Source organism: Bradyrhizobium sp. UFLA05-153 (assembly GCF_054185185.1).
This window is the reverse complement of the sequence record NZ_JBBIAM010000056.1, coordinates 18,073-31,015: the sequence shown is the minus strand read 5'-3', so window position 1 is coordinate 31,015 and position 12,943 is coordinate 18,073. Positions and strand designations below refer to the sequence as shown.

Genomic DNA, 12,943 nt, shown 5'->3' with positions numbered 1-12,943 from the left:
GTCCTCCCTTGCCCGTGCCGTCCGGGCACGGAGCCATTGACGTACCAAGGTCGAGCCGGCGTTGCCTCAATGATGATGGGCCGAGACACCCTTCACGCATTGGGTCAACAGATCGGCGGTGGCGGACTGGCCGACATCACCCAGGCTGATCATGCCGACCATCCGCTTGCTCTTGTTGATGACGGGCAGCCTCCGGATCTTCAGCGTCTCCATGTGATGCACGGCTTTCGCCAGATCGTCGTCCTCGCGGCAACAATGGATGCCTTCGGTCATCACGTCCCGCGCCGTCATGCGCGCGGCGTTGAAATCCTTGCTCGCAAGGCCTTTGCAGACGATATCGCGATCCGTCACCATCCCGATCAAATGGTCGCCTTCACCGATCGGAATGCAACCGACGTCGTGCCCTTGCATCAACTTCGCGATCTCGGTGATCGGGGTGTCGGGGCTGACCCAATCGACGCCCTTGTGCATCACGTCCTTGACTTTCATGGAGGACCTCCGTTGCGAACGCTGCCCCCGTTACGTGACTATACAACGAACCGGGCACGACCGCACGCTTCACCGCGACGAGGGCGTGCCGGTGGAGCATGTCGCCGTCGTGCCGCGTCAGTCGTGCACGCTGAAGCGTCCATGCGGCGCATTGGCCGTCAGGCGCGCGAACTGCGCGTGCGTCAGCTGGAGCAGCGTCGCGTGATCGCCGGCTTCGATATAGACCTCGGGCTGGGCCTGGATGGTGTCATCGACGATGAGATCGAGCCCGTAGCACCTGCCGACGGCCGGGACGGCTCCGTGCGCGCAGTCGGCGAAGATCCGATTGATCTCGGTCTCGTTGGCCATCACGAGATCCTCGCCGAGCCTCTGCTTCAGGTCCGGCAGGTTGAGATGGTGCGATGCCGGCACGACCGCAAGCATGTAGCCGCCGTCATGCCGCAACACGACGGCCTTGGCGAGACGATCGCCCGAGACGTGGCAGGCCTGCGCCGTGCGCGTGGATGACATGGTGAGATCGTGCGGGATCTCGGCATATTGGATGTTCTCGGCAGCAAGATATCGGTGCAGCGTCGGAGCAATGGACATGGCGTGCCCTCCGATGGGTATGCAAGCCGTCCACCGTGAGTCCCCGCCGCACGATAGGCGGCCGCCTGATTTGTCGGGTTCTCAACATAGGCGCTGCGGTCGGCTGCCGCAATTCGTCATTGCGCAACGACACGATTCCACGCCAACCGCTGCGGGGTTAGTCAGTATGGCCGACCTATCTGCGAACCGCGGGGACCGCGCCGCCTCTTCGGTCAACCCATTCCGCCTGCGGAGGGTCGTGTGCCATGCGCACGGCGATCAAGCCAATACGTCGCGACGGCAAGTACGACCCAGCAGAGATTGTAGACAAGGCCGCAGCAAATCACCACCCAGCCCGGGATCGGGCCGATTGCTGCGCGCTCCATGAACTCGTTGAGGTGCGCCGCCATTTCAGGATGAATCGCGAGTTTGCCGATATAGGCGGATGTCTGGATCACGATGATCCAGATGTATGTGCGGCGAACACGGCGCCCGGCGGCGCGAACGAAGCTGATATGATGACGCGGATGCAGGTAGTCTTCCGCGAGGATGTTCCGCCAACCGGCGTCGTCATCTTCGCGTTTGCCGCTCAAGATCGGAACGTACCAATGCGTTTCGAGGAAGCGCGCCCGCGCGCGCCAAACGTTGAAATAGCGATAGCGGCGCGCTTCGAGTCCGAGAAAGACCGCGAGCAGCATGCCAATCAGAATGAGCGGTAGCGCCGATGCCTCTTTAGACGAGAACGTCGACGACAGGGCGATGCCCAAGGTCACGATCGACCAGTTGGTCGTGTTGTCGAGGCGTGTTCGCCAGATGGTGCTGCGATAGATCTCGCCGCGATAGAGATGGGCAATCGCACCCAATTCAGCCGGGTTCAGCTCTCGGATTTCACGTGTGTCTTCTGCAGGCCTGAGCATGGCGCGAACCACCTAAGACCAGTGAAATGTTCAGGTCGTGCTTTCAGCGGCGACCCGATGATACTACCACAATTCCGCTTCGTTTGGACAAGCCCGCGATGGGCCGACCGCCCTTAACCCGCAACGGCTTAGCGGTTCACTTCATCACCCGCACGCCCTTCGTCGTGAAGCGCTGCGTCCGGCCGCCCGGGCGCACGGGCCGCCTTGTGCCGGCGGCCTTGCCGGTGCCGGGTGGCTGGTGCGCTGGGACTAACTGGTCGGGGCGGGAGCCGATCAAATCGGCGCGGCCCATCTCCTTCAGCGCCTCGCGCAGCACGGGCCAGTTGTCGGGGTCGTGATAGCGCAGGAACGCCTTGTGCAGCCGGCGCTGACGAAGGCCCTTGATCGCCTCGACCTTGTCGCTGCCGCCGCGGCGCACGCCGCGCAGCGGATTGACGCCGGTGTGGTACATCGCGGTTGCGGTCGCCATCGGCGAGGGCAGGAAGGTCTGCACCTGGTCGGCGCGATAGCGGTTCCTCTTGAGCCAGAGCGCGAGGTTCATCATGTCCTCGTCGGTCGTGCCCGGATGCGCCGCGATGAAATAGGGGATCAGGTAATATTTCTTGCCGGCCTGTTCTGCCGCTGCATCGAACATCCGCTTGAAGCGGTTATAGGCGCCGATGCCCGGCTTCATCATCTTGTCGAGCGGACCGCGCTCGGTATGCTCTGGCGCGATCTTCAAATAGCCGCCGACGTGATGGGTGACGAGCTCCTTGACATATTCCGGGCTCTCCACCGCGAGGTCGTAGCGCACGCCGGAGGCGACCATCACCTTCTTGATGCCCTTGGTCTCGCGCACCTTGCGATAGAGCCGGATCAGGTCGTCATGCGAGGTGTTGAGGTTCGGGCAGATCTCGGGGAAGACGCAGGACGGCCGCCGGCATGCCGCTTCGACCTTCGGATCCTTGCACGCCATTCGGTACATGTTGGCGGTGGGACCGCCGATGTCGGAGATCACGCCGGTGAAACCCGGCGTCTTGTCGCGGATGCGCTCGATCTCGCGCAGGATCGAGTCTTCCGAGCGGTTCTGGATGATGCGGCCCTCGTGCTCGGTGATCGAACAGAAGGTGCAGCCGCCGAAGCAGCCGCGCATGATCGTCACCGAGAATTTTATCATTTCCCAGGCCGGGATCCTGGCATCGCCATAGGAAGGATGCGGCGCGCGGGCGTAGGGAAGGTCGTAGACCGCGTCCATCTCTTCGGTGGAGAGCGGGATCGGCGGCGGGTTCAGCCAGAGGTCGCGATCGCCATGACGCTGGACCAGTGGCCGCGCATTGCCAGGATTGCTCTCCCGGTGCAGCACGCGTGACGCGCGCGCATAGGCCTCGCGGTCCTGCTCGACTTGCTCTAGCGCGGGCAGCCGGATCACGGTGTCGCCGGGATGGCGCGCCGCACCCTCGTCGGCGGAGTCCAGATCGTCCGCGTGCAGTTCGGTGTAGTCCTCCGGCGCGCGGCGGAACAACGCGGTGCCCCTGATGGAATCGAGATCGCGGGGCGCCGTGCCTTCGGCGAGCCGGTGCGCCACCTCGACCACGGCACGTTCCGCGTTGCCGTAGAGCAGAAGATCCGCCTTGGCGTCGGCCAGCACCGAGCGGCGCACCTTGTCGGACCAGTAGTCGTAATGCGCAATCCGGCGCAGCGAGGCCTCGATGCCGCCGAGCACGATCGGCACGTCCTTGAACGCCTCGCGGCAGCGCTGGGCGTAGACGATGGTGCAGCGGTCCGGCCGCTTTCCGCCTTCGCCGCCGGGCGTATAGGCGTCGTCGTGGCGCAGGCGCCGGTCTGCCGTGTAGCGGTTGACCATCGAGTCCATGTTGCCGCCGGTGACGCCAAAGAAGACCCTCGGCTTGCCCAGCGCCTTGAACGGCTCGGCCGAGTGCCAGTCCGGCTGCGCGATGATGCCGACCCGAAAGCCCTGGGCCTCCAGCAGCCGGCCGATGATCGCCATGCCGAAGCTCGGATGGTCGACATAGGCGTCACCCGTCACCAGCACGATGTCGCAGGCATCCCAGCCGAGCGCCGTCATCTCGGCGCGGCTCATGGGGAGGAACGGCGCCGCCTTCCCGGGATGGGCCCGGTGGCGGGGCCAGGAACTCAGGCGTTTTGCGGCGTTGGCGATGGTATCCATGGCGCCCACGCATAAGCCGGGCGCGCCGCAATTCAATCGAGCGGAACATCAATTTCCGCGTGCCGTCATCACAATGGCGGCCGTCGCGCACTTCGAACGGGCAAGACCCCGATCTCCCATCCGCCAGCTCGAACGATGTTTTCGCGCCGAGCTTTCGCTCTATCTGTCGCGGCGCAGGCACCGGCGCCTGGCGCGGGCGCATGAGCGGGGCGAACCCGCCTGCAACGCCCGCGCTTGAGGTGAGGCTTCAATTGCCGGCCACTTCCTTGATGCGCGCGATCATCTGGTCGACCGCCTGCTCCACCGGCACCTTGTTGGTGACGATGGCGTTCACCGCCTTGATCCAGACGTTCTCGTTGTTGAGCACGGTGAACTTGTAGTTCTTGCTCATCTCGTAACCGCCGACGCCGGCGGCAAACTGATCACGCTCGGCGCGGCGATGCACGTCGGTGTCCCAGAAGGGAGACTTCTGGGCGACGGTCTTGACCGGGAACCAGCGGCCGAGCGCGCCCTCGACGTAAGGCTGCAGGTTCTCGTCGCGCAGCAGGAACGACACGAACTCCTTGGCGCGCTCCTTGTTCTTCGCCTGCTCGAAGATCATGCCGACCGTCACCGACGCACGGGTGTGGACCGGCGTGCCGTCCGGCTTGTTCGGCCAGACGATGGTGCGGATGCGGTCATAATAATTCTTCTTCGCTTCCTCGCGTTGCTCGGCGGTCAGCGTCTCGTTGCTGGCATCGTCCAGCCACTTGCCGGGAACGGAGATGGTCGAATTGTGCGTCATGATCGTCGTCTTGTTGTGGAAGGCGACGTTGTTGTCGGGATCCTTCCAGCTCGTCGCCGATTGTGGCGTGCAGCCCTTCGCGGCGATCTCGACATAGTCCTTCATCGCGGCGACGAGACCCGCCTTTACCTTGGGATCGTCGACCAGGAGCTTGCCGTTGTCGTCGACCAGCACCACGTTATAGGCGTCCATGAAAACCAGGAACGAAATGAAGCTGTCGGTGGCGTCGACGCCCATGGGATGGCCGATGCCGTAGATGCGCTTGCCGGTCGCTTTGCGCACGGCCGGCTGCGCCGTGTCGCACCAGAACGACCAGAAGCCCTTCCAGTCCTTCGGGATGTCCGTTTCCTTGAGACCTGCCTCCTCGAGCATGTCCTTCCAAAAGTGGAGATGCAGCGTCGCCTGCTTGACCGGGAAGGCGTAGTAGGCCTTCGCCTTGGTCTTCTCGTTGTACAGCATGACCGTTTCGAGCGGATGCGGAGCGAACTCTCCCTTGATCGGATCGAGGATGGAGCCGAGATCCACGAGCTTGCCTTCGGAGGCCCACTTGCCGACGCCCTGGAAATTGTAGGTGTCCGCATAGGTCACGTCGGGCGGATTGCCGGAATCGAGCGCCGCCACCAGCTTCGGGATCATGTCCTGCGTCGCATATTGCGACAGCTCGACCTTCACGCCGGTCTTGGCCTCGAACTTCTTGATGACGTCGAGCAGCGCGTCTTCCTCGGCCTTGTAGTAGCCCTTGTTCCACCAGACGACGAGCTTCTCCTCAGCGCTTGCGGTCGTTTGCGTCGTCCATGCCGCGCCCAGAAGCACCGACATCGACACGGCGCAGGTCCTGATCGCCTTCCTGTAACCACTCAACACTTCTCGTTTCCTCTCTTTGGTTGTGATTGATCTCGTCACTCATCCGCCACGGGTGGCTCAAGCGATTTGCAATGCCCTCGCATAGGTCTTGCCCGAATTGGTGATGTGCGTGGTCATCAGCTTCTCGAAAGCGGTGAAGTCGCCGCGCTCGAACAGGCGCAGCAGCGTACGGTGCTGCTCGAAGGACTCGGGCGTTCGCACGTCGATCGGCGAGCTCAGATTGGTGCGCAGCGTCGCGATGCGCCCGGAGACCAGCTGATAGGATTCCTGGAGGTAGCGATTGCCGCAGTGGGCGAACAGCGCTTCATGCATCGCGGTGTCTCCGCGCCCATAGGCGACGTTGTCCTTTGCCGCGACCGCCTGCTCCATCCCGGCAATTGCGGCCTCCATCGCCGCGATCGCGCCGGCGCGGTCGTGGACACAGGCCAGCTCGGCGGCCTTGGGCTCGATCACGATCCGGAACGTGCAGAGCGCCGTGATGTCCCCCGCGCTCGGGGTAAAGACGAAGCTGCCGACCTGCGGCCGGATCACCACGAGGCCCTGCGCCTGCAACTGGCCCATCGCCTCGCGCACGGGGGTGCGGCTGACGCCGAAGGACTGCGCGACCATCTCCTCGGAAATGGCCGCGCCGAGCGCGAACTCGCCGTCGATGATGCCCTGGCGCAGCCGCAGCATCACGCGCTGTGCCAGCGATTTCGGCGGGTCGAGCTTCAGCGACTTCATCGGTCCTCAGATGACCTTGCCGGGATTGAGGAGATGATCGGGATCGAGCGCGGCCTTCAGCGTACGCATCAGCGCGATCTCGGCTTCGCTGCGGGCGTGGCCCAGCCACTGCTTCTTCAGCGTGCCGATGCCGTGCTCGGCCGAGACGCTGCCGCCCATCTCGCGCACCAGGCCATAGATGATCGCGTCCATCTCGGCCTTCGGCTGGCGTTCGGTCGGCAGGCCCGTCACCCAGGAAACGAGATGCAGATTGCCGTCGCCGATATGGCCGTAATAGACGCTCTCGCAGCCCTTGATGCTGTCTGCGAGCGCGGCCTTGCAGCGCGTGGCGAACTCGTCCATCCGCTTGACCGCAAGTCCGATGTCGTAGGAGAGGTGCGGCCCCAGCACCTGGCCGAACTCGGAACAGATGTCGCGCACCGCCCAGAATTTCTGCGTCTGCGCCAGCGATTGCGCGACGGCAGCATCCGCCAGAAGTCCGCGCTCCATCAGATCCTCGAGCCAGCTCTGGAAACGCGGTGCATCGAGGCTTTCATCGGTGCCTTGCGCTTCGACCAGCACATAAAGCCCGTGGCCTGCCGCGACCGGCGGCTTGGCGCCCGCGCGCGCCGTGATCACCTCCCAATAATCCGGCCACATCACCTCGAAGGCCGACAGCAGCGGGCCGAGGCCGGAGCGTGCGGCATCGAGCAGCGCGACCACGGCGGCATAATCCTTCAGCGCGCACAGCGCGGCCATGGTCGAGCGCGGCTTTGGAAACAGCCGGAGCACCACGCGCGTGATGATGCCGAGCGTGCCTTCCGAACCGATGAAGAGATGCTTCAGATCGTAGCCGGCATTATTCTTGATCAGCTTGTTGAGATTGGTGATGACAGTGCCGTCCGGCAGCACGACCTCGAGCCCGAGCACCAGCTCGCGCGTCATGCCGTAGCGGATCACGCGGTTGCCGCCGGCATTGGTGGAGAGATTGCCGCCGATCGCGCAGGAGCCGCGCGATCCCAGATCGAGCGGAAAGAAGAAGCCGGCCTCATCGGCCGCCTTCTGGATCGTCTCCAGCGGCGTGCCGGCCTTCACCGTCATGGTCGCGGATGCCCGATCGATCTCCTCGATGCCGGTCATGCGCTCCAGCGAGATCGCGACCCAGCCGGGCTCGGGCGAGGCACCGCGGCACAGGCCGGTCAAGCCGCCCTGCGGCACGAACGGCAGGCTTGCCGTGCGGCATGTCGCAATGGCCGCGGCAACGCCGGCCGCATCGACCGGGCGGATCACCGCGAGCGGCGTTTGCGGCAGGCTCGCGCTCCAGTCGTTGCAATTGCGCGCGGGCACCTCGTTGCCGATCAGCACGGCTTGCGGGCCAAGCCGGTCGCGCAGATCGCGCAGCATGTCCTCAGGGCGTTCGAGCATCGTCGTCATGTCGATCGGAGCCTCTTTTTTTGTCTGGTGCTTTACCGGGTCAGCGCCGGCCCATGCATTTTTGACGGCGCGACCCCGCGTCACCTAGAATTGCGGTGATGTTGTATGTAAGGTACAAGAAGTAAATGGGAACGCCAAGCAGGTTTCGCGCTTTTCTAAAAGGGCAAGCCTGATCAATGGTTTAGAACGATAGCTCTCTAACAGAGGACAGGTCATGACGGACGCAATTCGCGGGTTCTGGGTCGCGACGCCGACGCCGCTGACGGCCGAGGGAGCCGTGGATCCCGCCCGGCTGGCGGACCATGCGCTTCGGCTCTTCAAGAAGGGCGTCAACGGCGTCGTGGTGTTCGGCACCACCGGCGAAGGCACCTCGTTCAACGTTGCAGAGCGGATCGCGACCGTGGAGGCCTTGCTCAAGGCCGGCCTCGCCGCTGATCGCATCGGCGTTGGCGGCGGCTTTGCCGCGATCAGCGACAGCATCGCCCTGACGCGTTCGGTGCTGAGCCTCGGCGTGAACCAGGTGCTGTACCTGCCGCCCTATTTCGATCGCAGCGTCACGCCTGAAGGAATCGAGGACGCGTTCGCGGCGATCTTCGATGACGTGACCGACGATCGCCTGCGCGCCTATCTCTATCACATCCCGCAGGTCTCCGGCGTCGCCATCCCGACGCAAGTCGCGGCCAGCTTGCGCAAGCGCTATGGCAAGCTCGTTGCCGGCCTCAAGGACTCTAGCGGCGAGTTCAAGCAATTCCAGGCATTCCGTGCCGCGGCGCCCGAGCTCGCCATCACCGTCGGCAACGAAGCCGACATCACCCGCGCCATCGCGGCGGGCGGCGCCGGCACCATCTGCGGCATGGCCAACATCGTGCCCGAGCTCGTCAAGGGCATGGTCGATGGCAAGGACGTCGGAGCACGCATGCAGGCGGCGATCGATATCGTCGTCAACACGCCTTCGTTCGCCGCGACGCTGAAAGCCATTCTCGCAGCACAGAACGCCGATCCCGGCTGGCTGCGCGTGCGTCCGCCGCTTCGTGGCCTCTCGGACGGCAAGGCGCTGAAGGCGAAGATCGACGCGCTGGTGAGTCCCGCGATCGCGTGACGTCCGCGCAGGGCATCAGGCCAGCGAGCAACGCTCCGCGATGATGCCGCCGATGGTCCGGGCGAAAGCCATGTTGCGGCCTTCGGCAATGCCGAGCGCAAGCTCGACCGGATTGAGGTCGGGCAGCTCGGCGCGTCTGTGGGCGTGCTTCAGCGATTTGCGCGCGGCGAGCCTTGCCGGGAGCGCAGCATAGCCGAGGCCGGCGCGAACGGCGGCCAGCAGCGCTGACAGGCTGCGTGCCTCGCAGGCGATGATCCAGTCTCGGCCTGTCAGGCGCAGGCTGCGGAGCGCCTCCTCGCGATAGGCGCATCCTTCCGCGAACGCCACCAGCGGCACTGCATCATCACGCCCGGCAGGCGCCGAGGTAGCGTCTCCGAACCAGGACATGGATTCGAACGTGATCGCGGCACCCGCTTCGTTCGACGGCGCGCGCTTGAAGAAGGCAAGATCGAGCCGGCCCTGGCCGACATCCTCGGCCAGCCGCGCCGACAGGTCGGTGCGCAGCGAAAGCCTTGCGTCGGGACAGCGCGCGCGGATCTCGGAGAGGGTCGAGGAAAAATCGCGCTCCAGAAAATCCGCCGGTATGCCAAGCCGGATTCGCTCGCTGGCGGCCGGCCGGCGCATGGCGGCGACGGCGCGTTCGTTGAGCGCGACGATCTCGCGCGCATGCGCGACGAACTCGGCGCCCCGCTCGGTCACGCCGATCACGCGACCGCGCACCCGCTCGAGCAGGGGATGGCCGACCAGGCCTTCGAGGCGGGCGATCTGTAGGCTGATCGCGGATTGCGAACGTCCGACCCGTTCGGCTGCGCGCGAAAAGCTCTTCAGCTCGACGATGGCGATGAGGGAGCGGAGCGTGTCGATATCGAGGGTCGTCGGCATGGGGGCAGCTCCCGAAGATGAGCCCGCTGACAGCGCGCGGGTCCAGATGAGAGTTATCAATAAGGTGATTGCGGAAATCAATTTCTCGATTGCGACGCCTGCCGGCTATTTGTCCGTGCTTCGAATTCTGGATCAGGACGAATCCGGGTTGGCACGGAGAGCAAATGCAGCGTCGCAATCTTCTGAAGGGCCTCGGCCTCACTGCCGCCGTGGCCACCACGTCGGCGGTCGCTCAGAACCGGCAGCCGGTGCAATCGGCACAGATTGCATCATCCTCGCCCTGGCCGGCGCCGCAACTGGCGACGGTGGACCGGCTCGGCCATTGCCGCGTCGGCAATGGCCCGGCGGTCTGCGTGGTGCTGCATGAATGGCTCGGCGATCACGTCAACTGGGAGCCGGTGCTGCCCCATGTCGATCCCACCCGCCACACGCTCATCGTCATGGACCTGCGCGGCTACGGCTGGTCACGCGCCTTGGCCGGCAGCTACACGCTGGATGAAGCCGCCGCGGACGTCCTGCGCACGGCCGATCAGCTCGCGCTCACGCGTTTCCATCTGGTCGGACACTCGATGTCGGGCCTCGTGGCGCAGAAGATTGCGCTCCAGGCCGCCTCGCGGATCCAGAGCGTCACGCTGTTCTCGCCGGTGCCGCCGACGGGCTTCCGCGCCGACGAGGCTGCGCTCAAGGCGCTGAACGCCGTGATCGACCAGGACGAGGCGGCTGCGCGGGCCATCACGGCAAGGACCTCGAGCCGCTATGGCGCCGGCTGGCTGAAGCGCAAGCTGACCATCGCGCGCGAGGCCGGTACGGTCGAGGCGATGCGCGGCTATCTGAAGATGTTCACGACCTCATCGATTACCGAGGATTCGCAACGTCTCACGGCGCCGCTGCACGTTGTGAACGGCGCGCTCGACATCGCCTTCTATCGCGGCGAGCCCTCGCATAACGCGTTCGCAGCTGCCTACCCGCGCGTGACGTTCGAGACCATCGACGATGCCGGCCACTACACGATGCTGGAAACCCCTGTGCGTGTTGCAAGCATCATCGAACAGCAGGTGGCCGCTGCCGGCTGAGGCGTCGCATCGGCCGCGCTGGAACCGGCGGGCGAGCAAAAAAAGCCCCGCCACCTCATACTGCCTGCAGCGGGTCGCAGGCGCGCACGCGATGGCGGAGTGCGAGAAACGATCGTCAGAAATGATAGTTGACGCCGAGCTTCGCCAGATTGGCGGAAGTTTTGGCGGAGTATGTCGTTGTCACGGCACCGGTAGTGTCCGTGACGTTGTAAGTCTTCGTGCTGAAATTCAGGTAGTTGTATTCGGCGAACATCGAGATGTTTCTGGTGGCCGCCCATTCGGCGCCGGCGCCGACGACGTAGCCGGTCCTGATGTCAGAGAACGGGCTGTAGATCACCGAGGCAAAACCGTCGGCCCGTCCGTCATAGACCTGCCGCGACCAGGCGACGCCGCCCTTGCCGTAAAGCAGCACCTGATCGAAGGTCACGCCGAGACGGCCGGTCAGCGTCGCATACCAATCCGTCCTGCCATTGCTCGTCAGCACGAAGCCAGGTACGTTGATTGCGGGGGTGACGCTCGAGCCATTGGCGCGGGTCCAGGAGACATCGCCGGCCACGCCGAGTACGACATGGCCGACCTGGTAGATGTAACCCGCATTGATGCCGCCCAGCACGCTCGAGCGATTGGTGGTGTAGCTCGTCCCGACGGGATCGATGGCGAAGCCCGTCGTGCCGAGGAAAGTCTGCGTCTCGTAGACCGATCCGCCGCCAAGATGCGCACCGGCGTAGAACCCGGTCCAGCTGAAAACCTGAGTCTCCTGAAGGGGCGCCTTGCGCGCGATCAAATCGGCCGCTGATGCAGGTACGGCGGCCAGCGACGTGGCAACAAGAAGGGATAGACGACGCATGAAGAGCCTCAATGAATGGAAGGTGGTTGGCCGCGCCCCGCGGCGGCTCCGTCGACACAGTTCCTTGCGCGTGAAGTCGCGCCCGTAAATCCCAGCAGCATCAACCCGCATTGAACATTTCGCCGCGCGCTCGATCAGTCCCATCCGCGCGGGCCGTCGGGATAGCAGACGCCGTCGACCATGGTCGTGCCGCTGGCGCAGAATTGCGTGCTCGTCGAGGAGCTCGACGAACTGTGCGAATTTGCGAGACTATAGAGCGTATCGGTGCTCCATATGTTAGGATCGTCCTGGCGATGGCGGGCGAGCAGCGACTTGTCCTTGCCGCCGAAGTAGAATTTTACGCCGCCCCAGATGCCCTGCATGTTGGCTTCGCCCGCGCGGCCCTCGATGAAGGCCGAGGCGAGCACGCCGTGCCCGAGCGGCAGCGCCACCTCGCTACCGAGCGCGAGCGCGTTCCTGCCGCCGAGATAGCGGTGCCCGACATAGCCCGACCACTGATCGCTGAGGTAATATTTGAAATTGACCTGGTCGAAGAACCGCGTCTTCACCGCGTAGCTGTCGAGCATCATCGTCGTGGTCGTGACGCCCGGGGCGCCACCCAAGAGGGGATCGGGGAGGCCCGGCGCAACCGTGCTCGTGCTCGTCGAGATCACCTGCGCGGTGTTGCCGAATTCGACACCGGCGATGCCCTGTAGCGTGAAGCGGCCGAGATAGATCTCGCCTTCGCCCGCGACCTGGCCGAGATAGACGCCGCCATTGCGGTCCCACCAGGTGTGGCTGGTGTAGAGGCCGACCAGGCCGCTGGAGTCGCGCCAGAAGGCATGGCCCGCGACGTTGCCGAAACGGCTGCCGTCGAAGGCACCGGCCGCGGAATCGATCTGCAAGCCGTAATTGCTGCCGAGCGGCATCGAGATCGCGCCTGCGGCACCGCCGAGCGATTTGCCGGCCAGTAAGCCGCCATAGGCTTCGGCCTTGGCATTGACGCCGTCGACCGCCGGAACGACGACCGGCGAGGTCGTGATGTCTCCTGCCTGGGCACTGGAGAACTGGGTACTGGAGATCAAGGCTGCTGCGACTGCTCCGCAGATCATGGGAGCCGAGTGGAGAAAACGTGGAGC

12 protein-coding genes are annotated in these 12,943 nt (G+C 64.6%); 2 read left to right on the top strand and 10 right to left on the bottom strand.

Going from position 1 to position 12,943, the window contains the following annotated elements; all coding sequences use genetic code 11:
* Positions 1 to 66: 66 nt before the first annotated feature.
* From Q2941_RS28555 to Q2941_RS28525, 7 genes are all read right to left on the bottom strand, one after another.
* Positions 67 to 489, bottom strand: coding sequence for a CBS domain-containing protein (locus Q2941_RS28555; RefSeq protein ID WP_027520776.1), 423 nt, complete (start codon positions 487 to 489; stop codon positions 67 to 69).
* 117 nt (positions 490 to 606) lie between these two features.
* Positions 607 to 1,077: an aminoacyl-tRNA deacylase gene (locus Q2941_RS28550; RefSeq protein WP_027520775.1), complete on the bottom strand. Its 471-nt coding sequence runs from the start codon at positions 1,075 to 1,077 to the stop codon at positions 607 to 609.
* A 212-nt stretch (positions 1,078 to 1,289) separates the two neighbouring features.
* Positions 1,290 to 1,985, bottom strand: a complete 696-nt coding sequence (locus Q2941_RS28545) for a DUF2270 domain-containing protein (protein ID WP_458194433.1) — start codon at positions 1,983 to 1,985, stop codon at positions 1,290 to 1,292.
* A 124-nt stretch (positions 1,986 to 2,109) separates the two neighbouring features.
* Complete coding sequence (locus Q2941_RS28540; RefSeq protein ID WP_458194432.1) at positions 2,110 to 4,140, bottom strand: YgiQ family radical SAM protein; 2,031 nt, start codon at positions 4,138 to 4,140, stop codon at positions 2,110 to 2,112.
* 247 nt (positions 4,141 to 4,387) lie between these two features.
* Positions 4,388 to 5,743, bottom strand: a complete 1,356-nt coding sequence (locus Q2941_RS28535; RefSeq protein WP_458194452.1) for an ABC transporter substrate-binding protein — start codon at positions 5,741 to 5,743, stop codon at positions 4,388 to 4,390.
* A 102-nt stretch (positions 5,744 to 5,845) separates the two neighbouring features.
* On the bottom strand, positions 5,846 to 6,511 hold the full coding sequence (locus Q2941_RS28530; RefSeq protein WP_458194431.1) for a GntR family transcriptional regulator: 666 nt from the start codon (positions 6,509 to 6,511) through the stop codon (positions 5,846 to 5,848).
* Positions 6,512 to 6,517: 6 nt separating this feature from the next.
* Positions 6,518 to 7,930: an FAD-binding oxidoreductase gene (locus Q2941_RS28525; RefSeq protein WP_458194451.1), complete on the bottom strand. Its 1,413-nt coding sequence runs from the start codon at positions 7,928 to 7,930 to the stop codon at positions 6,518 to 6,520.
* 208 nt (positions 7,931 to 8,138) lie between these two features.
* On the opposite strand from Q2941_RS28525, the gene Q2941_RS28520 reads away from it, so the two are divergent.
* A complete protein-coding gene (locus tag Q2941_RS28520) occupies positions 8,139 to 9,023 on the top strand; it encodes a dihydrodipicolinate synthase family protein (protein ID WP_458194430.1) in 885 nt (294 codons plus the stop codon).
* Between the two features lie 15 nt (positions 9,024 to 9,038).
* On the opposite strand, the gene Q2941_RS28515 is transcribed toward Q2941_RS28520, so the two are convergent.
* Positions 9,039 to 9,905 (bottom strand): LysR family transcriptional regulator, encoded by an 867-nt coding sequence (locus Q2941_RS28515; RefSeq protein ID WP_458194429.1) that lies wholly within the window; start codon positions 9,903 to 9,905, stop codon positions 9,039 to 9,041.
* A gap of 164 nt (positions 9,906 to 10,069) precedes the next feature.
* Between Q2941_RS28515 and Q2941_RS28510 the strand changes: the two genes are divergently transcribed.
* Positions 10,070 to 10,978 (top strand): alpha/beta fold hydrolase, encoded by a 909-nt coding sequence (locus tag Q2941_RS28510; protein ID WP_458194428.1) that lies wholly within the window; start codon positions 10,070 to 10,072, stop codon positions 10,976 to 10,978.
* 115 nt (positions 10,979 to 11,093) lie between these two features.
* Here the strand turns inward: Q2941_RS28510 and Q2941_RS28505 are convergent, their stop codons facing one another.
* Together Q2941_RS28505 and Q2941_RS28500 are read right to left on the bottom strand one after the other, a co-directional pair.
* Positions 11,094 to 11,825 (bottom strand): outer membrane protein, encoded by a 732-nt coding sequence (locus Q2941_RS28505; protein ID WP_458194427.1) that lies wholly within the window; start codon positions 11,823 to 11,825, stop codon positions 11,094 to 11,096.
* 134 nt (positions 11,826 to 11,959) lie between these two features.
* Positions 11,960 to 12,889: a hypothetical protein gene (locus Q2941_RS28500; protein WP_458194426.1), complete on the bottom strand. Its 930-nt coding sequence runs from the start codon at positions 12,887 to 12,889 to the stop codon at positions 11,960 to 11,962.
* Positions 12,890 to 12,943 lie beyond the last annotated feature (54 nt).

What these genes read in the sequence shown, in the direction of transcription:
- Q2941_RS28555 (WP_027520776.1), bottom strand. Translation starts at nt 489, where the DNA reads ATGAAAGTCAAGGACGTGATGCACAAGGGCGTCGATTGGGTCAGCCCC.
- Q2941_RS28550 (WP_027520775.1), bottom strand. Translation starts at nt 1,077, where the DNA reads ATGTCCATTGCTCCGACGCTGCACCGATATCTTGCTGCCGAGAACATC.
- Q2941_RS28540 (WP_458194432.1), bottom strand. Translation starts at nt 4,140, where the DNA reads ATGGATACCATCGCCAACGCCGCAAAACGCCTGAGTTCCTGGCCCCGC.
- Q2941_RS28535 (WP_458194452.1), bottom strand. Translation starts at nt 5,743, where the DNA reads ATGTCGGTGCTTCTGGGCGCGGCATGGACGACGCAAACGACCGCAAGC.
- Q2941_RS28530 (WP_458194431.1), bottom strand. Translation starts at nt 6,511, where the DNA reads ATGAAGTCGCTGAAGCTCGACCCGCCGAAATCGCTGGCACAGCGCGTG.
- Q2941_RS28520 (WP_458194430.1), top strand. Translation starts at nt 8,139, where the DNA reads ATGACGGACGCAATTCGCGGGTTCTGGGTCGCGACGCCGACGCCGCTG.
- Q2941_RS28515 (WP_458194429.1), bottom strand. Translation starts at nt 9,905, where the DNA reads ATGCCGACGACCCTCGATATCGACACGCTCCGCTCCCTCATCGCCATC.
- Q2941_RS28510 (WP_458194428.1), top strand. Translation starts at nt 10,070, where the DNA reads ATGCAGCGTCGCAATCTTCTGAAGGGCCTCGGCCTCACTGCCGCCGTG.
- Q2941_RS28505 (WP_458194427.1), bottom strand. Translation starts at nt 11,825, where the DNA reads ATGCGTCGTCTATCCCTTCTTGTTGCCACGTCGCTGGCCGCCGTACCT.